Source organism: Dyella sp. 01N36 (genome assembly GCF_056399745.1).
This window is the reverse complement of sequence record NZ_JBFTRY010000046.1, coordinates 1-20,574: the sequence shown is the minus strand read 5'-3', so window position 1 is coordinate 20,574 and position 20,574 is coordinate 1. Positions and strand designations below refer to the sequence as shown.

23 protein-coding genes are annotated in these 20,574 nt (G+C 63.5%); 10 read left to right on the top strand and 13 right to left on the bottom strand.

Annotated features, from left to right (window positions below; all coding sequences use genetic code 11):
- Positions 1-212 precede the first annotated feature (212 nt).
- A complete protein-coding gene (locus AC1DMG_RS10390) occupies positions 213-923 on the top strand; it encodes a DUF899 family protein (protein ID WP_441604224.1) in 711 nt (236 codons plus the stop codon).
- A 57-nt stretch (positions 924-980) separates the two neighbouring features.
- Here AC1DMG_RS10390 and AC1DMG_RS10385 read toward each other — a convergent pair whose 3' ends face one another.
- The 3 genes from AC1DMG_RS10385 to AC1DMG_RS10375 form a co-directional block, all read right to left on the bottom strand.
- On the bottom strand, positions 981-1,955 hold the full coding sequence (locus AC1DMG_RS10385) for an RDD family protein (protein WP_441604225.1): 975 nt from the start codon (positions 1,953-1,955) through the stop codon (positions 981-983).
- Between the two features lie 105 nt (positions 1,956-2,060).
- On the bottom strand, positions 2,061-2,471 hold the full coding sequence (locus AC1DMG_RS10380) for a VOC family protein (protein ID WP_441604226.1): 411 nt from the start codon (positions 2,469-2,471) through the stop codon (positions 2,061-2,063).
- 170 nt (positions 2,472-2,641) lie between these two features.
- On the bottom strand, positions 2,642-3,025 hold the full coding sequence (locus tag AC1DMG_RS10375; protein WP_441604227.1) for a nuclear transport factor 2 family protein: 384 nt from the start codon (positions 3,023-3,025) through the stop codon (positions 2,642-2,644).
- Between the two features lie 199 nt (positions 3,026-3,224).
- On the opposite strand from AC1DMG_RS10375, the gene AC1DMG_RS10370 reads away from it, so the two are divergent.
- Positions 3,225-4,823, top strand: a complete 1,599-nt coding sequence (locus tag AC1DMG_RS10370) for an MFS transporter (RefSeq protein ID WP_477180494.1) — start codon at positions 3,225-3,227, stop codon at positions 4,821-4,823.
- 34 nt (positions 4,824-4,857) lie between these two features.
- On the opposite strand, the gene AC1DMG_RS10365 is transcribed toward AC1DMG_RS10370, so the two are convergent.
- Positions 4,858-5,400 carry a lipocalin-like domain-containing protein gene (locus tag AC1DMG_RS10365; protein ID WP_441611093.1) on the bottom strand — a complete coding sequence of 181 codons (543 nt, stop codon included), beginning with the start codon at positions 5,398-5,400 and terminating at the stop codon, positions 4,858-4,860.
- Between the two features lie 137 nt (positions 5,401-5,537).
- Between AC1DMG_RS10365 and AC1DMG_RS10360 the strand changes: the two genes are divergently transcribed.
- Positions 5,538-6,470: a LysR family transcriptional regulator gene (locus tag AC1DMG_RS10360; RefSeq protein ID WP_477180493.1), complete on the top strand. Its 933-nt coding sequence runs from the start codon at positions 5,538-5,540 to the stop codon at positions 6,468-6,470.
- Positions 6,471-6,500: 30 nt separating this feature from the next.
- Complete coding sequence (locus tag AC1DMG_RS10355; protein ID WP_441604231.1) at positions 6,501-7,451, top strand: Dyp-type peroxidase; 951 nt, start codon at positions 6,501-6,503, stop codon at positions 7,449-7,451.
- Between the two features lies 1 nt (position 7,452).
- Here the strand turns inward: AC1DMG_RS10355 and AC1DMG_RS10350 are convergent, their stop codons facing one another.
- The 3 genes from AC1DMG_RS10350 to AC1DMG_RS10340 form a co-directional block, all read right to left on the bottom strand.
- The gene (locus tag AC1DMG_RS10350; protein ID WP_477180492.1) at positions 7,453-9,228 is read right to left on the bottom strand and encodes a tetratricopeptide repeat-containing diguanylate cyclase; all 1,776 of its coding nucleotides are present in this window, start codon (positions 9,226-9,228) and stop codon (positions 7,453-7,455) included.
- 9 nt (positions 9,229-9,237) lie between these two features.
- Positions 9,238-9,528 (bottom strand): hypothetical protein, encoded by a 291-nt coding sequence (locus tag AC1DMG_RS10345; protein WP_477180491.1) that lies wholly within the window; start codon positions 9,526-9,528, stop codon positions 9,238-9,240.
- A 138-nt stretch (positions 9,529-9,666) separates the two neighbouring features.
- Positions 9,667-10,476: an SAM-dependent methyltransferase gene (locus AC1DMG_RS10340; protein WP_441604234.1), complete on the bottom strand. Its 810-nt coding sequence runs from the start codon at positions 10,474-10,476 to the stop codon at positions 9,667-9,669.
- Between the two features lie 471 nt (positions 10,477-10,947).
- Between AC1DMG_RS10340 and AC1DMG_RS10335 the strand changes: the two genes are divergently transcribed.
- Positions 10,948-11,226 carry a hypothetical protein gene (locus tag AC1DMG_RS10335; RefSeq protein WP_121878735.1) on the top strand — a complete coding sequence of 93 codons (279 nt, stop codon included), beginning with the start codon at positions 10,948-10,950 and terminating at the stop codon, positions 11,224-11,226.
- 50 nt (positions 11,227-11,276) lie between these two features.
- Here the strand turns inward: AC1DMG_RS10335 and AC1DMG_RS10330 are convergent, their stop codons facing one another.
- Positions 11,277-12,272, bottom strand: a complete 996-nt coding sequence (locus tag AC1DMG_RS10330) for a zinc-dependent alcohol dehydrogenase family protein (RefSeq protein WP_441604375.1) — start codon at positions 12,270-12,272, stop codon at positions 11,277-11,279.
- Positions 12,273-12,394: 122 nt separating this feature from the next.
- Here AC1DMG_RS10330 and AC1DMG_RS10325 point away from each other — a divergent pair, with 122 nt between their 5' ends.
- Positions 12,395-13,249 carry a LysR family transcriptional regulator gene (locus AC1DMG_RS10325; protein ID WP_441604235.1) on the top strand — a complete coding sequence of 285 codons (855 nt, stop codon included), beginning with the start codon at positions 12,395-12,397 and terminating at the stop codon, positions 13,247-13,249.
- Positions 13,250-13,261: 12 nt separating this feature from the next.
- On the opposite strand, the gene motB is transcribed toward AC1DMG_RS10325, so the two are convergent.
- Entirely contained in the window at positions 13,262-14,290 is a 1,029-nt protein-coding gene (motB, locus tag AC1DMG_RS10320; protein ID WP_441604236.1) for a flagellar motor protein MotB, read from the bottom strand.
- On the bottom strand, positions 14,287-15,156 hold the full coding sequence (motA, locus tag AC1DMG_RS10315) for a flagellar motor stator protein MotA (protein WP_441604237.1): 870 nt from the start codon (positions 15,154-15,156) through the stop codon (positions 14,287-14,289). The genes motB and motA overlap by 4 nt, the downstream gene beginning before the upstream one ends.
- Before the next feature lie 347 nt (positions 15,157-15,503).
- Here motA and AC1DMG_RS10310 point away from each other — a divergent pair, with 347 nt between their 5' ends.
- Positions 15,504-16,070, top strand: coding sequence for a cytochrome P460 family protein (locus tag AC1DMG_RS10310; protein ID WP_441604238.1), 567 nt, complete (start codon positions 15,504-15,506; stop codon positions 16,068-16,070).
- A 100-nt stretch (positions 16,071-16,170) separates the two neighbouring features.
- Here AC1DMG_RS10310 and AC1DMG_RS10305 read toward each other — a convergent pair whose 3' ends face one another.
- Positions 16,171-16,521 carry a hypothetical protein gene (locus tag AC1DMG_RS10305; protein ID WP_441604239.1) on the bottom strand — a complete coding sequence of 117 codons (351 nt, stop codon included), beginning with the start codon at positions 16,519-16,521 and terminating at the stop codon, positions 16,171-16,173.
- A 223-nt stretch (positions 16,522-16,744) separates the two neighbouring features.
- On the opposite strand from AC1DMG_RS10305, the gene AC1DMG_RS10300 reads away from it, so the two are divergent.
- Both AC1DMG_RS10300 and AC1DMG_RS10295 read left to right on the top strand, forming a co-directional pair.
- On the top strand, positions 16,745-17,797 hold the full coding sequence (locus tag AC1DMG_RS10300) for an alpha/beta fold hydrolase (RefSeq protein WP_441604240.1): 1,053 nt from the start codon (positions 16,745-16,747) through the stop codon (positions 17,795-17,797).
- A gap of 21 nt (positions 17,798-17,818) precedes the next feature.
- Positions 17,819-18,184, top strand: a complete 366-nt coding sequence (locus tag AC1DMG_RS10295) for a bleomycin resistance protein (protein ID WP_441604241.1) — start codon at positions 17,819-17,821, stop codon at positions 18,182-18,184.
- An 85-nt stretch (positions 18,185-18,269) separates the two neighbouring features.
- On the opposite strand, the gene AC1DMG_RS10290 is transcribed toward AC1DMG_RS10295, so the two are convergent.
- Entirely contained in the window at positions 18,270-19,097 is an 828-nt protein-coding gene (locus tag AC1DMG_RS10290) for a transporter (protein ID WP_441604242.1), read from the bottom strand.
- Between the two features lie 175 nt (positions 19,098-19,272).
- On the opposite strand from AC1DMG_RS10290, the gene AC1DMG_RS10285 reads away from it, so the two are divergent.
- Positions 19,273-19,461 (top strand): DUF1737 domain-containing protein, encoded by a 189-nt coding sequence (locus AC1DMG_RS10285; protein ID WP_441604243.1) that lies wholly within the window; start codon positions 19,273-19,275, stop codon positions 19,459-19,461.
- A 70-nt stretch (positions 19,462-19,531) separates the two neighbouring features.
- On the opposite strand, the gene msrA is transcribed toward AC1DMG_RS10285, so the two are convergent.
- A complete protein-coding gene (gene msrA, locus AC1DMG_RS10280) occupies positions 19,532-20,041 on the bottom strand; it encodes a peptide-methionine (S)-S-oxide reductase MsrA (RefSeq protein ID WP_441604244.1) in 510 nt (169 codons plus the stop codon).
- Between the last annotated feature and the right edge of the window lie 533 nt (positions 20,042-20,574).

The following is a 20,574-nucleotide window of genomic DNA, read 5'->3' as shown; positions in this document are numbered from 1 at the left end:
GCGTTGAACGAGCCCCCAGCCTACGGCACTGGGCGTATGTGACAACAGGGTGAAAGTGGCCACTTGCATCGACCGGCCGTTTTTGTCTCCGCCGCGCGGGCGATGTCGATCTGGCCCGGGCCTGTTCGTCATGAAGTTAGACGCGACCTTCGCCCCAGCCCGCGAGGATGCGTTGCGCCCATCTTCCGCTGCCTGCCCCGAGGATATCCGCCATGACTTCAGCCGCCACCCTGGTCCCCGTTGCCGAACTGGTCAAGCGCAACGGCGTGACCTTTGCCCGCGAAAGCGCGGCCTACCGTCACGCCCGTGATGCCTTGCTCGCCGAAGAAATCCAGTTGCGCCGCCATATCGAGCGCGTAGCCGAACAACGCCGCGCCCTGCCGCCCGGCCCCGAAGTGCAGGGCGACTACCGGTTTGTCGGCGAGCAAGGCCCGGTCGATTTCGCCGGCCTGTTCGGCGACAAGCAGACCCTGGTGACCTACAACTACATGTTCGGCCCCCAGCGCGAGCGCCCCTGCCCGATGTGCACGTCGCTGCTGGGTGCATGGAACGGCGAAGCACGCGACATCCAGCAACGCGTGGCGCTGGCCGTGATTGCCCGCTCGCCGATCGAACGCCTGCTTGCGTTCAAGCAGGAACGCGGCTGGCGCGATCTGCCGCTGTACTCGGACGCCAACGGCCAGTTCAGTCGCGACTACGGCGCCATCGCCGACGACGGCAGCGATATCCCAGCCTTCTGCGTATTCACGCGCCGCGACGGCCATATCCGCCTGTTCTGGGCCGGCGAAATGGGCGGAGAAACCGCCGACCCCGGCCAGGATCCGCGCGGCGCGCCTGACCTTATGCCGATCTGGACCATTCTTGACTGCGTGCCTGAGGGCCGCGGCGGCAACTGGTATCCGAAACTCGATTACGGCACTTGAGCGCATGCAGCGGTCGGGGCGTGGCAACCACCCCGACCGCTGCCGAGACAGACAAGGTCAGTGCGTACCGGCGGGCGCCGACGTCCCACCTTCAGCCGCCAAAACAAGTTCGCCCGGACGGTATATGTAGCTATGCATGACTGTGCCGTGCGCGATGCCCATGCTGTAGCCATAGTTGAGCGACACCCGCACGCTGTCATCACCCGAAAGATCGAGATGGCTGGCGGCGATGATGTCGGCAAAGCTGCGTGCCATATCGGCTCGCTCTACCAAAGATTCGTCCAACTGAATCGTGGCCACGATGGAATGCACGGGCGCGTGCCCATTGAAGCTCACGGCCATCTGACTCAGTGTCGCGGCGCGCACGTGGGGCTGGGCCAGCATGGCGTTCTGCACCGGTACCATGGCTTTCAGGTCATCGCTCAGGAATCGCGGCCCGATGAACGGAACCGCCAGTGCCAGTGCCGCCAAGAGCCCGACGAATGCCCAATGACCCTGCCACATGGTCGCGAAGCGTGGCTGGCCATCCTCCCTGGTGGCGCGAACCACATAAGTAGCCACCACCAGGTCATGCAGCGACTGCCGCGTGCGACGGTTGAAAACGAACAGGTAGATGATCGCCAATTCACCGAAGCCAGCGATGGCGCCGATGGCATAGGTCAGGGGATGAAAAGGCGTCGCCGCAAAAGGTATGCAAGCCAGAAAATACGGCGTACCCAACACGGCATAACGCATCACCGAACGTGGCAGCGCAAGCAAGTCACCGTCCTTATCCACGACGCGCACGCCAGCAACCATCTTGCCCAGCGTCTGCCCGCCCATCACATGGCTATTGCCGATGCCGAAATACAGCAGGGCCATGGCGAAGCCGGGGATCAACGCATAGCCACCGGCCCTCGCCAGCGGGTCGAACAACAACGCACCGACCAGCATGCCGATCAGGCCCAAAACGATGACATCGAACAAAAAAGCGCCTGCGCGCCGCCAGAATCCGGCGATCGCGAGATCGCCCACCGCATTCCCCTGACTCACATCCAGCTCCCCTTGTGGCTGCTGGATCAGCATCTTGCCCTAAGTCACCAACAAGCACAGCTACCCGTTCTTCTGCATCCGCAGGGGAACGGGTAGCTGGCGGTATCACTCGCCGGGCGTCTTCAAACAATTAACCATCCAGGCCTTGCCATAGCGATCGGTGAGCATGCCGAAGCGGTGCGCCCAGAAGGTTTCGGCGATGGGCATGCCGACTTCACCGCCATCGGATAGCGCCTTGAACACGCGCTCGGCTTCGGCGGGATCGTCGACGCTGATATTCACGCAACCGGTGGAGCGTGTGGTATGCGGCGGGCCGTCCGCACCCATCAGGATGCTATGAGGCGTTTCCAGCTGCGAATGCATCACGCGGCCGTGCGTTTCCGGCGGCATCTGCGCGGCCATGGGCGACTCGCCGTAGGTCATGCGCATGGTGATCTTGCCGTTGAACGCCTTGGCGTAAAAATCTAACGCCTCGCGTGCCTGGCCGTCGAAATCGAGATAGGGAATGAACTGCATGTGGCTGCTCCGGCTGCGTGGGGACTGAAAGCCTCTTTAAGCCATCGCCATCAGTCATGGCGATGGCTTGAGGCCATCCATGGATACGTGCCTCAGATCGCTCCAAGGCACGCGTTCCCAAGAATGACGAACGAGCGTCTCAGGAATCGACACGCATCGACAGCGAGCCATCACTGCTCCAGTTCCACCCACTGCGCACGCCACGCCGGTGCATCGAAAGGATCGGCGAAGTACTGAACCTCATGCGCCACCTTGCCGTCGCGAAACTCCATGATGCTCACCGTGAAGGCCCGCTTGCCCTGGTAGTTGATCTCGTATTCGCTCACCCACAGATTGCCCTCGCCCACGATGCGCCGGACCTTGAACCCCGACGGCTTGCCCGGATGATGGCCGCGCAGTGCCTGCAAATTGCGTCGACCGCGAATGACCTCGCCCGACTGCGGGTACTCGCACACGGCGTCGTCGTGATAAATGTCGTGCTCGGCGTCGAGATCGCCCGCTGCCGAGGCGGACCAGTGCCGGTCGATGGCCGTCCGAATGCTTTGCGTATCCATCATCGGCCTCCGGCGAATCCGCGCGATGGCGACTTCAGCGCCCGATAGCGCTGTGACGCCCGGGTGAAGAGAGGCATCAACGCATGCCTCTTGAAGCAACCTGCAGCGTGCACTCGCGCGGCGTGCCGCTCAAGTGCCTCCAGCGCGCGCGCACCGGCGGCGGAGTAAGCTCCGTCGGATTGAAATTCCGGTGGTGACGATGAGCCAGATCGGAAAGCCTCCCTGCGACGACGGGATCATCCTCAGCGGTGCGCCGRCAGTGCCTTGTTCGACACCGTCGCGACACTGGACGCTGGTGGCGGCGATACTCGGCTCCAGCCTCGCCTTCATCGACGGCACCGTGGTCAACGTCGCGCTGCCGGCCATCCAGCGGGACCTGGGCGCCACCACGGCTGACGCGCAGTKGGTGATGGAGTCCTACGCGCTGTTTCTCGCCGCGTTGCTGCTGGTGGGCGGCGTGTTGGGCGATCGCTTTGGGCGCAAGCGCATCTTCATGCTCGGCACGGCGCTGTTTACGTTGGCCTCGGTGGCCTGCTCAATGTCGACTGCGGTGGGCCCCCTGATCGCTGCTCGCGCCGTGCAGGGCATCGGAGCTGCCCTGCTGGTGCCCGGCAGCCTGGCCTTGATCAGCGCGAGCTTTCCACAAGCCGAACGTGGCGCCGCCATCGGCACGTGGTCGGCTTTCAGTGGCATCACGGCAGCGATCGGGCCGGTGATCGGAGGCTTTCTGGTCGATCACTATTCCTGGGTATGGGCTTTTCTGGTCAATGCGCCGCTGGGTGTCGTGCTGTTGGCGATCTGTGCAGCGAAGGTACCGGAGAGCAAGGGTGGCCTCGACGTAGGCCCTATCGATGTGCGTGGCGCCAGTCTGGTGACCATTGGCCTGGCGGGCCTGGTGTTCGCCCTTATCGAGGCACCGATGCGTGGCTGGACGGCGACGCCGATCTGGATGGCGCTCGTGATCGGCGTTGTCGCGCTGCTGCTCTTCAAGCGCGTGGAGGCTGGCCTGGCATCGCCCATGCTGCCGATGACGCTTTTTCGCGAGCGTGATTTTGCGGGCGCCAACCTGCTTACGCTGTTGTTGTATGCCTCGTTGGGCGGCAGCCTGTTCTTTCTGCCGCTAAACCTGATCCAGGTGCAGGGCTATAGCGCCACGGTGGCGGGTGCGGCCTTGCTGCCGTTTATCGCCATCATGTTTTTGTTGTCGCGCTGGGCGGGCACCCTGGTGGACCGGTTCGGCTCCAAGCTTCCGCTGGTGGTCGGGCCTTGCGTGGCTGCCGTTGGATTCGCCATGTTTGCCTTGCCATCTGTCCAGAGCGACTACTGGAGGAGTTTCTTCCCGGCCGTCTGCGTACTCGGACTGGGCATGAGCGTCACGGTGGCGCCGTTGACCACAACCGTGATGAACGCCGTGGGCAAGGATCGCGCGGGCACGGCATCGGGCATCAACAACGCGGTGTCGCGTACTGCCGCCCTGCTCGCGGTAGCGCTGTTCGGTTTCGTGCTGACCGTGGTTTTCAATGCGACCCTGGATGACCAACTGGCTGGGCTGCACGCGCCGTCGGAACAGGTGGCCGCCATCGTCGCGCAACGCCAGAAGCTGGCCGGCATCGTGATGCCTGACGGCTACCCGGCAGCGACCACCGCGGCCTTGAAGCGCGCCGTGGACGTGTCGTTTGTCGCCGGCTTCCGCTGGGTGATGCTGATTTCGGCAGGGCTGGCTTTGCTGAGTGCGATCAGCGCCTGGGTGTTGATCGAGGGCAAGCCAGCCACGCCAAAAGTGGCCGATCCAACATAGGCCCCATCGCTATCGAGGCGCGACGACAACACGCTCAGTCATGCACGCGCCGCCACACCACCTCGCCATGAGCACCCTCGGCGGCGCCGCTGGATGGCTTGGCCACGGTATAGGTCAGTTCGTCTCCGCTGATGGTGTACTTCGAGTCACCGCTCTTGCCGTCCCAGTTCGGGAACGTCGCATGCACGATCGCGCTGTGCATCGCGTTGGCGTCGGCGCTCACGTGGCCGTAGTGCGCATTGCTGTCCATCGACGCGGCGCGGTACTCATCCGGCGTGCCTTTGGATTTGTCGTTCGCCGCGAACGGCATGCGCCTGGCCCGTACGATCTGCATCATGTAGTCGCCCTGCGCATTGATCAGCCACATGCCCTCCGGATGTGGCCCGTACAGTTCCACGCGGTGGCCGTCCGGATAGACGTTGTCGCAACGCACCAGGGTCCAGGCGCCGACCAGCTGCCTGGGCACGGTCATGGCGGTGGCTTGCGGTTGGGTGGCCTCCTGGGCGGCAGCCGCGAACGGCGAGGCGGTCGCCAGGGCAAGACAGGCGATCAGTAGCGGGAATTTGGCGCGGGACATGGCGACACCTTGGGTGAGGGAGCGTAAGCGGCATGGTCCCCTGCCCGTCTGATTTTGATAATGGGTCCGGATCTTGATTGACCTTCAAAGAATGTTTGAAGATGATCCGTCATGCCCCTGCAGCAGGACCGGATCGGATGAACCGCCTGAGCGACATGCAACTGCTCGTCGACGCGGCGGACCTCCATAGTCTGTCCGCCGCCGGCCGCCGCGCGGGGCTTTCTCCTGCCGCCGCCTCCGCCTGCGTGCAACGGGTCGAGGCCATGCTGGGCGCACGGCTGTTTGAGCGCACGACGCGGCAACTGCGCCTCACCGATGAAGGGCGCATCTATATCGCCTCCTGCCGCATGGCCATCGAGACCATGCAGGAAGCCGAACGCGCGGTGCGCAGCGGCACCGATCTTGTCAGCGGGACGCTGCGCGTATCGGCGCCTTCCGATCTGGGGCGCAACCTGCTGGTGGACATCCTTGATCGCTTCATGGGCCTGCATCCGGACGTGCGCATCGTGCTGACCCTGTCCGATTCGCTGTCGCGCTTCGTACCGGACGATATCGACGTCGCCATCCGCGTCGGCGCGCTGGAAAACAGCGACATGGTGGCCCGTCACCTAGCCGACAGCTGGCGCGTGGTGTGCGCCGCGCCAGCCYGTATCGAGCGCCATGGCATGCCTGCCCACCCGGACGATCTGGCCGAGCTGCCCACGCTGGTGCTTACCACCAAGGCCGGTCCGCGCCATGAGTGGCGCCTCGGCGAGCACCTCGTGCGCGTGCGCCGATACCACGAGTGCACCGATAGCGAAGTCATCCGCCGCTGGGCCGTGCTTGGGCACGGTTTTGCCTATCGGCAACTATGGGCGGTGACTGCCGATGTACGCGCGGGCAGGCTGCAGTTGGTCCATGCCCCGGCGTGGTCTGCGCCGGCGCCCATCCATGCGATCTATCATCCCAATGTGTTTCAGCCGCCGCGGGTGCGGCGCTTCGTCGAATTCCTGCATGCGGAGATCGCCGAACGCCTTCCCGCCAACGCCGAAGAGGCGATGGCGTTTGCCTCACGCCCGATCAAGCGCTAGTACCGAAACTTCAACGACAAGGAGCGAAGGGTGACTTCCATCGTGACGCAACCGGTTGCTGCGCGGCTCACGCATGCCGCCATTTTTCTCGTGGTGACGCTGCAGCCGGATGCGCGCAGCGGCGAGGCTGTGCGAGCGCTGTGCGGCGATATGGCATCGCTGTTGCGCGCCATTGGCTTTCGCAATCCGGACCGGCGCCTGTCCTGCGTGATGGGTTTTGGCTCCGATGCCTGGGACCGGTTATTCGGCCAGCCGCGACCCGCCAATCTCCATCCGTTCCAGGAGATCAAGGGCGTGCACCATGCGGTCTCCACGCCGGGCGACCTGCTGTTCCATATCCGCGCCACGCATATGGACCTGTGCTTTGAACTGGCCACGCAAATCATGTGCCGCATCGGCGACGTGGCGACGGTCGTGGACGAGGTGCACGGCTTCAAGTATTTCGACGAGCGGGATTTGCTCGGCTTCGTCGACGGCACTGAAAACCCGGTCGACCAGGGCGCACTCGATGCCACCATCATCGGCGACGAAGATCCCGCGTTCACCGGCGGCAGCTATGTGATCGTGCAGAAATACCTGCACGACATGAAGGCGTGGAACGCCCTGCCGGTCGAGCGCCAGGAAACCATCATCGGCCGCAAGAAGCTCTCGGATATCGAGCTGGACGATTCGGCCAAGGCGACCTATGCACACAACGTGCTCACCAGCATCGAAGAGAACGGCGAATCGCTGGAAATCGTACGGGACAACATGCCCTTCGGCGAGGTCGGCAAAGGCGAATTCGGCACCTATTTCATCGGCTACGCCCGCTCCCCAGCGCGAATCGAACGGATGCTGACGAATATGTTCGTGGGCCAGCCACCGGGCAACTACGATCGCCTGCTCGACTTCAGCAAGGCGGTGACGGGATCGTTGTTCTTCGTGCCGTCGGCAACGTTTCTCGACAATGTACCCACGCCCGAGAGCGGCGCAGGCAGCTAGCTCAGACCCGGACCAGGCCGTCGCTTTCCGTATCGGTCATGACGCGATTGCGCCCCGTGCGCTTGGCGCGATACAGCGCCGCATCCGCCTCTTTGCGCAGGCGTTGCAGCTCATAGCCGCAGCTATCGGTCGCTGCCAGGCCGATGCTGGCGGAGAAGGCGACCAGTCCGCCATCGCTGGACACCGGCGTCGCCTCGATCGCCGTGCGGATGCGGTCGGCAATCGCCATGCCCTGCTCTTGCGAGCAGTCGGGCAGCAGGATGCCGAACTCTTCGCCACCCAGGCGGCCAAACAAATCGGTCGGCCGAAGCTGGCGTTTGCACAACGCAACCGTGTGCTTGAGCACCACATCGCCGGTCGCGTGGCCATGCGTGTCATTGATCTGCTTGAAGTGATCCAGGTCGATCGAGATCAGGCAGGCGCCGCCATGGCGCTTCTCCAGCACGCGCAGCACACGTTCGGCCTCGCTCACGAAATGCTGGTGATTGAAGATGCCGGTAAGACCGTCGTGATAGGAAAGCATCTTGAAGCGCAGCTGCGAGCGCTTGATGCGCAGCAGCCAGAACACGATGGATACCAAAACCAGCAGCAGCAAGGTGATGTAGAGGCGGCTGGTCTCGACCGCCTTGGTGTCCAGCGCCTGCTGCAGGCGAAGAATGCTGTTCTGTTTGCTCAGCCCTTCCGTCTCCAGCTTCTGCGCCAGCATGTGTTGCTGCACGGCGGCGTAAGCCAGCGTCCTGGCGCTGATACTGTCGATATAGCCCTTGTCCTGGGCCACGTAGCGTTCGTAGTAGGAAAGGGTGGTCTGCGCATTGCCACGCTTCTTCTCAATCCGGTACAGCACGCCATAGGATTCGCGCATCCACTCGCTGACTTCGTCCGGGCTGCTCATGGCAAGCACGGCGAGCGCCGCTTTGCGGGCGCTGTTGTCGTCGTTCAACTTTTCATAGGCAACCGCCAGCTGTACCTGCACGGCGCGCATATGGGAGTAGTAACGGTTGGCGTTGATGCTGGGCAGCATCTGGGTCAGCAGCTCAACCGCCTTGGTCGGCTGCCCTTCGGTCAGGTATCGCTCGCCCTTGATCAGCCTCAAGGTGTTGGCGAATACCGGCTGTCCGGYGGCYACGCAGGTATCGATGCCCTCCTGCAACTTCGGGCTGTCGGAGGTAAGTCGATTGCTCTTGTCGAGCGCACCGATCTCCATGGATAGCGGATTGCACAAGGTTTCGCCGGGAGGCAGTGTCTCCTCCATCATGGTGGCGTATTTCACGGCCAGGTCGCTCTGACCGGCAAACACCATCAGCTGGGACAGGTTGGCAAGCACCGTGAATCGGGCCAGGTTGTCCGTGATGTTGGGCAAGTCCGTCGCCAATTGATTGGCTAGCGTAAACGCCTCTTCGTAATGACTGTTGATCCCCAGGTTGTGCATCAGCAAGGCCGACGCCTTGGCTTTGAGCACCGCATCGCCCGAGTGATCGATGACATCGCGCAGCATGTCATTGGCCTTGGCCGCATCACCCTCAAACGCCGTCTGCCACGCTTCGAGATAACGCAGATACCAATGCTGCTGTGGCGCCAGCGACGATGCCTCGCCGCGAATCTGCGCCAGCATCTGTAGAAACCGCGGATGGTCGCTGGTGCGCACCCGTTCGGTCTGTTGCAGGAACGCGGCGGGATCAGCGATCTGCGCCGACGCTTGTGCCACGTCGATCAGCACGCAGAAGGCCAGGCCCGCCAAAGCGAGCCATGGCCAACTGCGGTGCCACGAACGCGGCATGCTGCTCGCCTAGCCTTTGGGCGTCGCCGTACGTTCCGGCTGGGCCGGGTCGAGCGGCTCCCCTTCGTCCTCGCGTTCCGGCTCGTCGCCTTCGGGGAACGTCTGGGAACTCTGCGTCACATGCATGACCCGCTTCCCCAGCTCCTGCGACAGCCAGYCACTGTCGCCGGACGCCACCGCCGCCATGAGCGCTTCAGATGCTTCGGCCGCTTCCAGCGTGGCGTTCAATTCATCAGCCGAGGCGTGACGCAGCGTAGCGTCCTGGCCAATGGCCTCCAGCCAATCCATCGTGTCAGTCATACGTTTCCCCCGGTTTTCTTCCGATGATGGTCTTGCAACTRCCTGTCGGATTCTGCGTCCCACAGCACGCAGCACCCGCCAGCACCCTGTCATCGCACCCCGCGCCCTTCCCGCGTGGCATGCGACTACTGTATCCCGTCAGGCCGGTAAACCGGCCTTTTCCAATTCGTCCAGCGCCGCCAGGCGTGCCTGGATGGCCAGGTTTGGCTTGAGCTTTTCCGCGGGCGGCAGCACCACGGTTTCCTCGGCCGGCAATTCGATATGAGGCAGCTCCCGCAATGGGACGCGCCGTATGCGCGGTTGCTGGATCGGCAAGGTCGCTGCGCGATAAACGATCACCTCGTGGTCCAGCGGATAGTGCTCGCTGAGCAGTTCCACCAGCACCTGCCGATAGGCCGAACCGGTCTGGAAGCGCGCCAGCGAACGATCTCCCACCAGGCCCACCTGCCACAGCACCAGGTAGCAGGTCGGGTCGATGCGGCGTTCAAACAGCAGCAACTGGCTGGCCTCGTAATGCTGGCAGCCGAACCGGCCCGGGTCGATGCCGAGATCCGCATACAAGCAGTCCTCGGCAGAAATGCCCGGCTCCATATGGGCCGCATACCCTTCGGCGCGCGCCGCTTCGATGGCCTTGTGCGGCGACCACGCGAAGATGCCGGGATGCCCATAGAACACGCCGCAGACGCGCTTGCCGGCACGCACTTCGGCCATCATCAGGTCGACCCATTGCCGGTACGTGGTCAGGCGCGACTTGCCTTCCTGGTAGTAGGACTGAAGGCTGCGTACGTCCGGATGCATGCGCTGCAGCCACATCTCCACGATGCCGTCGGAGACACCGGCAAACACCACGTCCGCCTGCGCGATATGACTGCGCGCCAGAGGCGTCAGGTGCGAACCCAGGGTCATGCCCAGGCCTACACAAGCCAGGCTGCCACGATGTCCTTCCATAGGGGGCTGAGTCGCAGGATTTGTCATCGCGTGATAGTAGGGCAATTCTGTGACGCTGCGCACGCCAAGAGGCATATGACAAACAGAAAAGCCCCTCTTCTGCGTACGTCATCGAACCAGGTCCTGGCGACGCCACGGTCTTCACCATACGCTGCTGCAAAACGGCTCCCCACGGCCGTTCGCGAGAACGGGCCGACAGCTGTCCGAAAGAAAAGCTGTCGCGTCTTCGTCGTCGGCAGCGTCCTTGCTGCGGCCTTCGCCAGATGGCCGAGGTCGCGGCGGCGGCCTCGCTGATCCGGCCTTCCGTACGGTAACCGGGCGGCGTGGCAGCACCATGGAGAGCGCACTATCGCGGAGAGATTTGGGGCGTTTTTGCCGCCGCGCCCCTATACATGCGCAGTCATGAAATCGTCGCTTGCAGTCCCGCCGGGCACCCGGCAAGCTTCCTCGTTTCCCCAAACCGGAAGTGTCATGTCCTCACAAGAAAACATCCTCCAGATCATGCCCGCCACGGGTTGGGTTGCCGTGTTCGACGAAGACGGCGACGAGAGCGCCGAGGCGCTGGTGTGTTTCGCGCTGGTGGAGTCGGTGCGCAACGGCAGCACGCAGCGTGACGTGCGCCCGATGCTGGCCAACGGCAAGCAGGTGAGCTTTGCCGATGCGGCGCCCAATTTCCTGCGCGTCGAAGAACTCGAAACCTTCGAGGACGAAGGCGAGGAAGAGGAAGACGAGGAAGACGGCGAGGAGTAATCCTCTTCGGTTCACCCTGGAACGGCCGGCACTCGCCGGCCGTTTTCGTTTCAGGGCGCGACGTCGATCACCACTTTGCCGCGTGCCTCGCGCCGCTCGATCAGGGCATGGGCGTCGGCGACCGTGTCGAGGTTGAAGTGCCGTGGATCAACGAACGGTACGATCTTTCCCGTCTCGGCAAGGCGAGTGATCTCGCGCAGGATCCCGCCGTGATGCTCGCGGCCTTCGCCGCTCAGCAGCGGCAACAGCGTGAACACGCCCGAGTACGTGCCGGCCCGAAACGACAACGGCGCCAGCGCGTGCGTGCCCCAACCGAGCGCGCTCACCACATGGCCAAAGCGTTTGACAGCCTTGAACGAGGCATCCAGCCCCTCGCCGCCCACGGTGTCGTAGACCAGGTCAAAACCGCGGCCCTGGGCATGCTCGGCCACGTAGCGCTCCACCGGCGTGCCGCGTTCGATGGGCGTCGCCCCCCAGACGCGGATCTGCGCGGCCTTCGACGCCGAGTCAACGGCGGCCACTGTCGCACCGAATGCGCGCGCCAGCTGGATGACGGCATGGCCCACGCCGCCGGCGCCCTGCACGAGCACATGCTGCCCTGCTTTCAGCTGGGCGCGATCGATCAGACCTTCCCATGCGGTGATGAAGGCCAACGGCAAGGACGCCGCCTCGCGCATGGTGAAGTGGGCCGGCTTAGGCGCCAGCAGGCGCGCATCCACCGCGGCGTACTCGGCCAGCGAACCCTGCACGCCGCCCACGCCTCCCGTCATGCCATAGACCTCCTCGCCTGCGCGAAACGCGCTGACGCCCGGCCCGACACTCTCCACCACGCCCGCCATGTCGATTCCAAGGATCGCCGGCAGCGGGTGCCGCGCGTGCTCGGCCTTGCCGTCGCGGATCTTCAGGTCCAGCGGATTGACCGCACTGGCCAGGATACGCACCAACACCTGCCCCTCGCCGGGATTGGGCCGCGCGATGGCCGTGCGGCGGAAGGTTGGGCCGTGCTGCTCCAGCACAGCGGCCTGCATGGACGGGTTTGCATTCATGGCCAAGGCCTCTCGTTCGGATGCGTCCAAGCTACGCCAGTCCAAATTGCATGAAAACTAAATAAATCGCATGCTATCCATGCAACTTTGCATGGCACACTCAACGGGCGGGGAACACGACGATGGAGTGGAGCGACCTGCGCATTTTCCTCGCGATCGCCCGCGAGGGCACGTTGGGCGCCGCGGCGCGCACGCTGGGACAAACCCAGCCCACCATGGGCCGGCGCTTGCGCGCCCTGGAAGCGGCGATCGGCCAGACCCTGTTCCAGCGGACCAGCGATGGTTTTGTACTCACCGAGGAAGGCCTACTGGTATGCCGGCACGCCGAGCGCATGGAACAGGAAGTACTCAGTTTCCAGCGCGAACTGGCCGGCCAGCAGCAGGAGCTCGATGGCCTGCTGCGCATCACGTCTTCCGATTGGTTCGGCGCCCAGGTGTTGGCGCCCGTACTCGCCGAGTTCGCGCAGCAACATCCGCGCGTCACGGTGGAACTGCTCACGGACACCCGCCAGCTCAGCCTGGCGCGCCGCGAAGCGGATCTCGCCTTTCGCATCAAGCCATTCGACGAGCCCGACGTGGTCTCGCGAAAACTGTTGCGCATGCACTATGGCGTCTATCTGCACAAAGGCGCGCGCAAACCGAAAGTCGGCGACGGCAAGGGCGCATCTCTGATCACCATGGACCAGGCGTTCGGCGAGCTGCCCGACGTGAGCTGGCTGCGCGCACAGTTTCCCAACGCCAGCGTCGCCTTCCGCAGCAACGCCCGCGACGTGCACGCACGCCTGTGTGCCAGCGGCGCCGGCCTGGCGGTGTTGCCGCGGCCGCTGGGCGATGCCACGCCAGGCATCGAACGCCTGCCGATGAAAGAAGAACCACCCACGCGCGATACCTGGATCGGCTATCACCGCGATCTGCGGCGACTGGCACGATTGCGCGCCCTGCTCGATCTGGTCATCGATCGGCTGGCCAGCGATTAAGCCGGGCACGCCTCACGGCGAGTCGGCGTGAACCTCTGCAGCAGCACCTGCGTTGCCACCGGCGGCGCCCGTTCCCGATACGGCAATGATGGCCGGTTTCGCCGGCACGATGGATGCCATCGCGGGCAGCAACGCAGGCGCGTTGTGTTCGACGCCAGCGCTTTCCTGCGACAGCGAGGCGGCCTCCGCCTGCCGATTCATCACGATGATGCTGATGCGACGGTTGATCGGGTCGCCGGGGTTCACGCGATCGAATGGCACCGAGGCGGCCAGTCCGACCACGCGTGCGATTTTTTCTTCGCTGAGGCCGCCGGAGAGCAAGGCGCGCCGCGCCGCGTTGGCGCGATCGGCGGACAACTCCCAGTTGCTGTATTGATGATCGCTGCTGTACGGGGCGTCGTCGGTGTGACCGGAGAGGCTGATGCGATTGGGCACGCGATTGATGAAGCCGGCGAGCTCCTGCAGGATCGTCGTGGTGTAGGGCCGCAGTTGTGCGCTGCCCAGGTCGAACATCGGGCGATTCTGCTTGTCCACAATTTGCACGCGCAGACCTTCAGGCGTGATGTCGAGCAGCAACTGATCCTTGAACGGCGCCAGCGCCTGGCTCTTCTCGATCGCCGCCTCCAGCTGCTGCATCAACTCTTCCAGCCGCGCGCGTTCCTGCTTGCGCGCTTCCTTTTCGATTTCTTTGGGATCGGCGCTCGCCGCCGCTGCGCCCTGGCGATCCTTGCCTGGCCCATGCGGCAAATCCAGCGCACCACCGGCCTTGATCATGCTGGTGCTGGCGCCGCCCGGCCCCATCTGGCCCGGCGGGGCCATGGTGGCCGTGCCCTGCAGCATGCTGGGGTTCTTGAAGTATTCGGAGATGGCCGCGCGCTGCTCGCGCGTGCCCGCGCCGATCAGCCACATGACCAGAAAGAACGCCATCATCGCGGTGACAAAGTCGGCATAGGCGACCTTCCAGGCGCCACCATGATGGCCATGCCCGTGCCGCTTTTTGCGGCGTATGACGATCAGCGGTGGTTCGCCCTGCTCGCTCACGTGGCCGCCTTGGCGCGCGGCGACTTGAGATGTTCCTCCAGATCCTGGAAGCGCGGCCGGGTGTTGGTCGCCAGCGACTTGCGCGCAAACTCCACCGCCACCTTGGGGTTGTAGCCGCGCAGATTCGCCAGCAGTGCAATCTTCACGCACTCGAAGGCGCGGCCATCCTCCTGCACCCGGTTTTCCATCGCTGCGCCCAACGGGCCGATGAAGCCGTAGCAGAGCAGGATGCCAAGAAAGGTGCCGACCAGCGCGCCGGCGATATGCATGCCGATGCGCGAGGTGTCGCCATCGAGCTGTCCCATGGTGGTGACGATGCCCAGCACCGCCGCCACGATGCCAAAGCCGGGCAACGCATCGGCGAGCTTGGTCACCGCCAGCGCAGGCGCCACCGCTTCGTGATGATGGGTTTCCAGCTCCACTTCCAGCAATTGTTCGAGCTCATGCGGATTCATGCTGCCGCCCACCATCAGGCGCAGGCAATCGGTGGTGAACTCGATCAGGTGATGCTCGCGCTGCAGGCGCGGATAGGCGGAAAACAGCGGGCTCGCTTGCGGATCCTCGATGTGCTCCTCCACGCCGAGCAAGCCTTCTTTGCGGATCAGGCTGAACAGCTCGTAGAGCATCGACAGCAGATCCACATAGTCCTGCTTGTTGTACTTGGGCCCTTTCAGCAGCCCGCCCACATCACGCAATGCGGCCTTGACCACCTTGGACGAATTGGCCGAAAGAAACGCACCCAGCGCGCCGCCGCCGATGATCAGCAGCTCATACGGTTGCCATAAGGCAAGGATCTGGCCGTGCGACAGCACAAAGCCGCCGAGCACGCACGCGAGCACCACTACTGCACCGACCAGTACCAACATTTTCGCTCCGGGATACGGAGCCAATCACTCCGCGCTCACGTTTTATCGGCGCAGCTCCACGGAAGTTTAGAAAACGCTTTCATCCCATCGCCGCCCATGGGCGGTCTTCACGTCGACTTCCGCCTGCGCGCCCACCATGGCGAAACCTGGGCCACCGCGGATGGCCCTTGTGAAGTCGGCGTCGAGCAGACGCAGGGGCGTTTCGAAGATGAAACATGCTCAGGCCTCGATGCCAGGCATCGACACCTTCGTCTGATGGATTTACGCATCGCGATGATTTGTGATCCTGCCGATGAACTGACGTCCGCAGACCACGCGCGTCCACGACAACCATGCGAGGAGTAGCCATGAAGCGCACAAGCAAGCTCGCCATTGCGACCACCGCCGTCATGCTGGTGGTATTGGGTGGATCGGCCCTGTATGCGCAGGACAAGGCCAAAGCCGGCGTCAGCATCAAAGACAAGTACTCGCTCGTGTCGCCCAGCGGTGTCGCCTTCGCCGACTTCAAGGGCTATGAAGACTGGTCCGTGGTCTCCTCCGCACGTACCGACGAAGTGCTCAAGGTGATCGTCGCCAACCCGATCATGATCCAGGCCTACAAATCGGGCATCCCCGGCAATGGCAAACCCTTCCCCGAGGGTTCCAAGATCGCCAAGCTGCAGTGGAAGTTCAAGAAGAGCACCGAAGCCCCGTTTGCCGTGGACGTGCCAGACGTCTTCACCCAGGCTTTCGTCATCGAGAAAGACAGCAAGCGATTCCCCAAGAGCGCCGGCTGGGGCTATGCGCTGTTCGATTTCGACGCAACCACCAGCACCTTCACAGCCGACCCCACCGGTGTCTCCGATTGCGGCCACACCTGCCACGTAAAAGTGTCCGCCAAGGATCACATCTTCCATCCGTATCAGATGCGTTGAATCGCACCGGGGGCAGATAGAACCATGCAGCGCGCGTTGATGCGCGCTGCTAGGGTCACGCCATCGATTCCCCGAGCCTTCCTCAAACGGAAAGCGCCGCTTACGCTCGAAACGACCCACGCAACGCTTCGCGCATATATCGGACAAACGACGTTGTCTTGCGCAGCACGGCGCCTAGTGGATCATCAGACACGTAGGCTGTCCGAAAGAACTCCAGCAACGGGTCGCGCGAGATCACCAGCGCGACAATCAACTGCATTTCCAGCAGCGCGAGAAAAACGTCGATGCCAACGGAGTCGATACAGATCGCCGTGGGTACGGCTTCGGGGTGGCATAGGAGGGCCAACACCACGGCGGTAGTCGCCACGCCAATCAGCCATTTCCCTAGATCTTTGCGCCACTCGGCGGCCAGCGCTTCCGGGGTAAACCACGGCGGATCCAGCCAGGCCATATCCCTTCCCTGTTGGCAGCTAAGCGTGGGGCAAACGGCCCTCTCCCAGCGCCAGCATGGAGGCACTCGGCCGGCTACAAAAGGGGGCCGGGTCGTTTTGTATCCCAATGTATCGACAGGCTTGTCTGGTACACGAACTTTCAATTCCCCCGCGCCTCCACACAGAGCAGACACAGGGACATGGTCTTCTATGTGGGCACACCAACCCGCAGGGAGATGTTTCATGTCGGATCAGATCAATCAGCAGCGCCGGACCTTCCTGGGAGCAACGGCCATGGGACTTGCGATCGCCCCATTCGGCCTCGCGTCGCTCGCCAGTGCGCAGACGGCCAAACCGGCTGACACCACGGTCAAGCACAGCGTCACGGGCGGCCACACATCATTCAAGCCGCTGAAGCGCGTGAAGGCCGGCGTACTGGATGTGGCCTATGCGGAAGACGGCCCGGCCAACGGCAAGCCCGTGCTGCTCCTGCATGGCTGGCCATATGACATCTACAGCTTTGTCGATGTGGCGCCCATCCTCGCTGCCGCTGGTTATCGCGTGATCGTTCCCTACCTGCGCGGCTACGGTGACACGCATTTTCTCTCGGCGGACACCAAGCGCAATGGCCAGCAGGCCGCACTCGCCGTCGATGCCATCGCGCTGCTGGATGCGCTCAAGATCGACCAGGCCGTCGTCGCCGGTTTTGACTGGGGCGCCCGCACGGCGGACATCCTGGCTGCGCTGTGGCCGGCGCGCTGCAAGGCGCTGGTATCGGTCAGCGGTTATCTGATCGGCAGCCAGGAACTCAACCGCGCGCCGCTGCCGCCCAAGGCCGAGCTGCAGTGGTGGTATCAGTACTACTTCGCCACCGAGCGCGGCGAAGCCGGCTACGCCAAGTACACGCACGATTTCGCCCGCCTCATCTGGCAACAGGCATCGCCGCAATGGGCGTTCGACGATGCGACTTTCGCGCGCTCGGCCACGGCGTTCGACAATCCCGACCAGGTGGCCGTGGCCATCCACAACTACCGCTGGCGTCTGGGCCTGGCCGAAGGTGAGGCGCAGTATGACGCGGTGGAAAAGAAACTCGCCGCGCTGCCCACCATCGGCGTGCCGACGATCACGCTGGAAGGCGACGCCAACGGCGCACCGCACCCTGACCCGAGCGCGTACGCCAAGAAGTTCACAGGCAAGTACGAGCACCGCCTAGTCACCGGCGGTATCGGCCACAACCTGCCACAGGAAGCACCCGAAGCATTCGCCAAGGCCGTGATCGACGCCGATCATCTGTAAGCCATCGCCAAGGAGCGAGCCATGCCTGAGATCATCGCGTCCACCTTCGTGCTGGCCGTCAACGATCTGGAGATATCGCGACGTTTCTACATCGACAAGCTGGGCTTCGAAGAAAGCCTGCGCGTCGATGGCTGGTCCTTCCTGCAACGCGGCGCCTGCCGCCTGCGCATCGGCGATTGCCCGGACGCACAACCTATCTCGCAGTGCCAGGATCACTCCTGGTTTGCCTATCTGCACGTGAGCGATGCCACCGCCCTTTATCGGGAAGTGCTGTCGAAGCACGTGCCGATCTGGCATGCGCTGGACGACAAGCCATGGGGCATGCGCGAGTTCGCTATCGTGACGCCCGATGGTCACCGCATCGTATTCGGTGAACCAGTTCGCTGAGTGCTCGCACGCTAAGCGACAGCGCGGCGGCCGGCTGGATCGCATTCATCCCATGAGGATCTCGCCGCTCTGGTTGTCAGTCGGCTTACTGCGGAAACAGCAAGGTCACTACTGCGCGATAACCCCAGCCGTGCGGACTGGCGGCGCTGCTGGCCACCCAGTAGCGCACGCCGCCGGTAAAGCTCACCGGCAGCCTGCCCATCCTGGTCAGCTTGGCCACCGTGAAGTTCAGCGGCACCGCGGCTTGATGCGCGTGCCAGTCATAGGTGGACTCGGCATTTACGCCGTAGGTCCAGGCGGTAGGCGTGGTGTAGGACAGGAACGGCTGGAAGAACAGGCTGCTCAACGGAGCGCGGTCGCGATTGTTTTTCACACTGGCAATCGACCAGATCTGGTTGGTCAAAAAGCCGTATGTGAAACCTTTGGACTGCTTGAGCAGCACCAGCGTGGGTCCAAGTCCCCACTTCTTCGCACCCAGGAGATCATCCGTGGCCGTGGGCAACAGGAAGGCGGGACCGGCGCCCCAGATGATGCCGCCGGCGCCCGGTGCTTTAGGCGAAAAAAACAGACTCTGCGTGATATCGCCAATGCCCGACTGACTGCCGGCGCCAGGCGAGATGTCGGCCTGACTGGTCACCGGAAGTATCGTGCGGGAGATCATGTTCCAGTCGTCGCTGATGGAAATCGGCACCACCGGCTGGATGTTCATGGTCAGTCGGTGACCGCGTTCATCGGGTCCGATCTTGCTGTCGTAGTTGAACTGAAACGGCGCACTGATCAGCGACGCCACGGGGTTCGACAATTTCTTGGCCAGGTCGGCTGAGTCATTGCCCGCTGCCTCRTCCGAAGCAGACTGCGCGTGTGCGGCGAAGGAAAGCAGCGCAAGCGCCAACGAGAGATGTCGATATCGCAAGGCGCTCTCCGTCTTTGGTCCCTGTAGCCGGTACTTTCCTTTGCAGCCAGCAAGAAGTACATGCGGGGAAATACGGGATGAAACCAGGTGTTTCTACCTAGTGCGCGATCAGGCTGATCCACACCTTGCGTACACTCAAGCGCCGCAGCAACTGTCAAGTTCGAGGAGACTTCGCATGTCCAACACGCCACCCGATGGTCTACCGCGCTACCGCCTGCTCACCGGCAAGGATGACGCCGCGTTCTGCCAGCGGGTCTCCGAGGCGCTGGCGCTGGGCTACGAACTCTACGGGTCGCCCGCGGCCACCTTCAACGGCGAACATGTAGTGGTTGCCCAGGCCATACTCTGGCCCGGGCACGACTAGCGGCATGTCGCGCCTATGCGTCAAAAAAAAAGGGGCGGTCGCTTGGACCGCCCCTTCCATCACTCATTGATTACTGCACGCGCCGAGGCAGGGTCCACTCCGCTCGCGGGAAGTGGCAGGTGTAGCCGTTGGGAATGCGTTCCAGATAGTCCTGGTGCTCCGGCTCGGCCTCCCAGAACGGACCGGCCGGCGTGACTTCGGTGACCACCTTGCCGGGCCACAGACCCGAGGCGTCGACATCGGCGATGGTGTCTTCCGCGACCTTCTTTTGCTCGTCGCTGAGATAGAAGATCGCCGAGCGGTAGCTCATGCCCACGTCATTGCCCTGGCGGTTCCTGGTGCTGGGGTCGTGGATCTGGAAGAAGAATTCCAGAATCTGGCGATAGCTGATCACGCCGGGATCAAACACGATCTCCAGCGCCTCGGCGTGCGTGCCGTGATTGCGGTAAGTAGCGTTGGGCACATCGCCACCGGAATAGCCCACGCGCGTGGACAACACGCCCGGGTAACGCCGCAGCAAATCCTGCATGCCCCAGAAGCAGCCGCCAGCCAGGATCGCCGTTTCGGTTTTCGTGCTCATGTGTTGGTCCTTCCCATAGGTGACAGTGGTGCGCGGCGGGGCTGGCATGCCGTCGACAGACCCAGGTGCTTAGTGCCAGAAACTCCCCAACGCAGCTGACCTCCAATGTGGTGTTTGCCGCCGACGTTCTCAAGCGAGACGGCCGCGGACCTACTCTCGGCGATGAGGTCCAAGGCGGCGATGGGCCTGGGCGCCACTCAGCCACCATGAGCCGCGGGTAGTCCCATCCCTACGACACCCGTCCTGTGCCACATGGGGAATGGCGCATTGCGCGTGATGGGCGCACTGTGCACCCCGCTTCAGCAGATGCTCGCTCAGGCCAAAGACCCGATGGTGTCGACGGTCAAGCCGATGAGCCCGTTCTACGTTCAGCACGCCGGAAGGCGCACTGACGCCCGGCCRCGACATCGCACATGCTTATAAYCCGGGGGTTGGGCATGTGCGATTGCCGCGGCGCTGCCGGGATACCGCCCCATTGAGCCGCGCTCGCAGATGGCATGAGACGCACCATCTCGGCACGCCATCGCCAGACC

Coding starts and splice junctions, on each gene's coding strand:
- AC1DMG_RS10375 (WP_441604227.1), bottom strand. CDS start 3,025: ATGGATACGCAAAGCATTCGGACGGCCATCGACCGGCACTGGTCCGCC.
- AC1DMG_RS10365 (WP_441611093.1), bottom strand. CDS start 5,400: ATGTCCCGCGCCAAATTCCCGCTACTGATCGCCTGTCTTGCCCTGGCG.
- AC1DMG_RS10305 (WP_441604239.1), bottom strand. CDS start 16,521: ATGGCCTGGCTGGATCCGCCGTGGTTTACCCCGGAAGCGCTGGCCGCC.
- msrA (WP_441604244.1), bottom strand. CDS start 20,041: ATGAGCACGAAAACCGAAACGGCGATCCTGGCTGGCGGCTGCTTCTGG.
- AC1DMG_RS10325 (WP_441604235.1), top strand. CDS start 12,395: ATGGAGTGGAGCGACCTGCGCATTTTCCTCGCGATCGCCCGCGAGGGC.
- AC1DMG_RS10310 (WP_441604238.1), top strand. CDS start 15,504: ATGAAGCGCACAAGCAAGCTCGCCATTGCGACCACCGCCGTCATGCTG.
- AC1DMG_RS10340 (WP_441604234.1), bottom strand. CDS start 10,476: ATGGAAGGACATCGTGGCAGCCTGGCTTGTGTAGGCCTGGGCATGACC.
- motA (WP_441604237.1), bottom strand. CDS start 15,156: ATGTTGGTACTGGTCGGTGCAGTAGTGGTGCTCGCGTGCGTGCTCGGC.
- AC1DMG_RS10285 (WP_441604243.1), top strand. CDS start 19,273: ATGTCCAACACGCCACCCGATGGTCTACCGCGCTACCGCCTGCTCACC.
- AC1DMG_RS10335 (WP_121878735.1), top strand. CDS start 10,948: ATGTCCTCACAAGAAAACATCCTCCAGATCATGCCCGCCACGGGTTGG.
- AC1DMG_RS10380 (WP_441604226.1), bottom strand. CDS start 2,471: ATGCAGTTCATTCCCTATCTCGATTTCGACGGCCAGGCACGCGAGGCG.
- AC1DMG_RS10390 (WP_441604224.1), top strand. CDS start 213: ATGACTTCAGCCGCCACCCTGGTCCCCGTTGCCGAACTGGTCAAGCGC.
- AC1DMG_RS10330 (WP_441604375.1), bottom strand. CDS start 12,272: ATGAATGCAAACCCGTCCATGCAGGCCGCTGTGCTGGAGCAGCACGGC.
- AC1DMG_RS10295 (WP_441604241.1), top strand. CDS start 17,819: ATGCCTGAGATCATCGCGTCCACCTTCGTGCTGGCCGTCAACGATCTG.
- AC1DMG_RS10300 (WP_441604240.1), top strand. CDS start 16,745: ATGTCGGATCAGATCAATCAGCAGCGCCGGACCTTCCTGGGAGCAACG.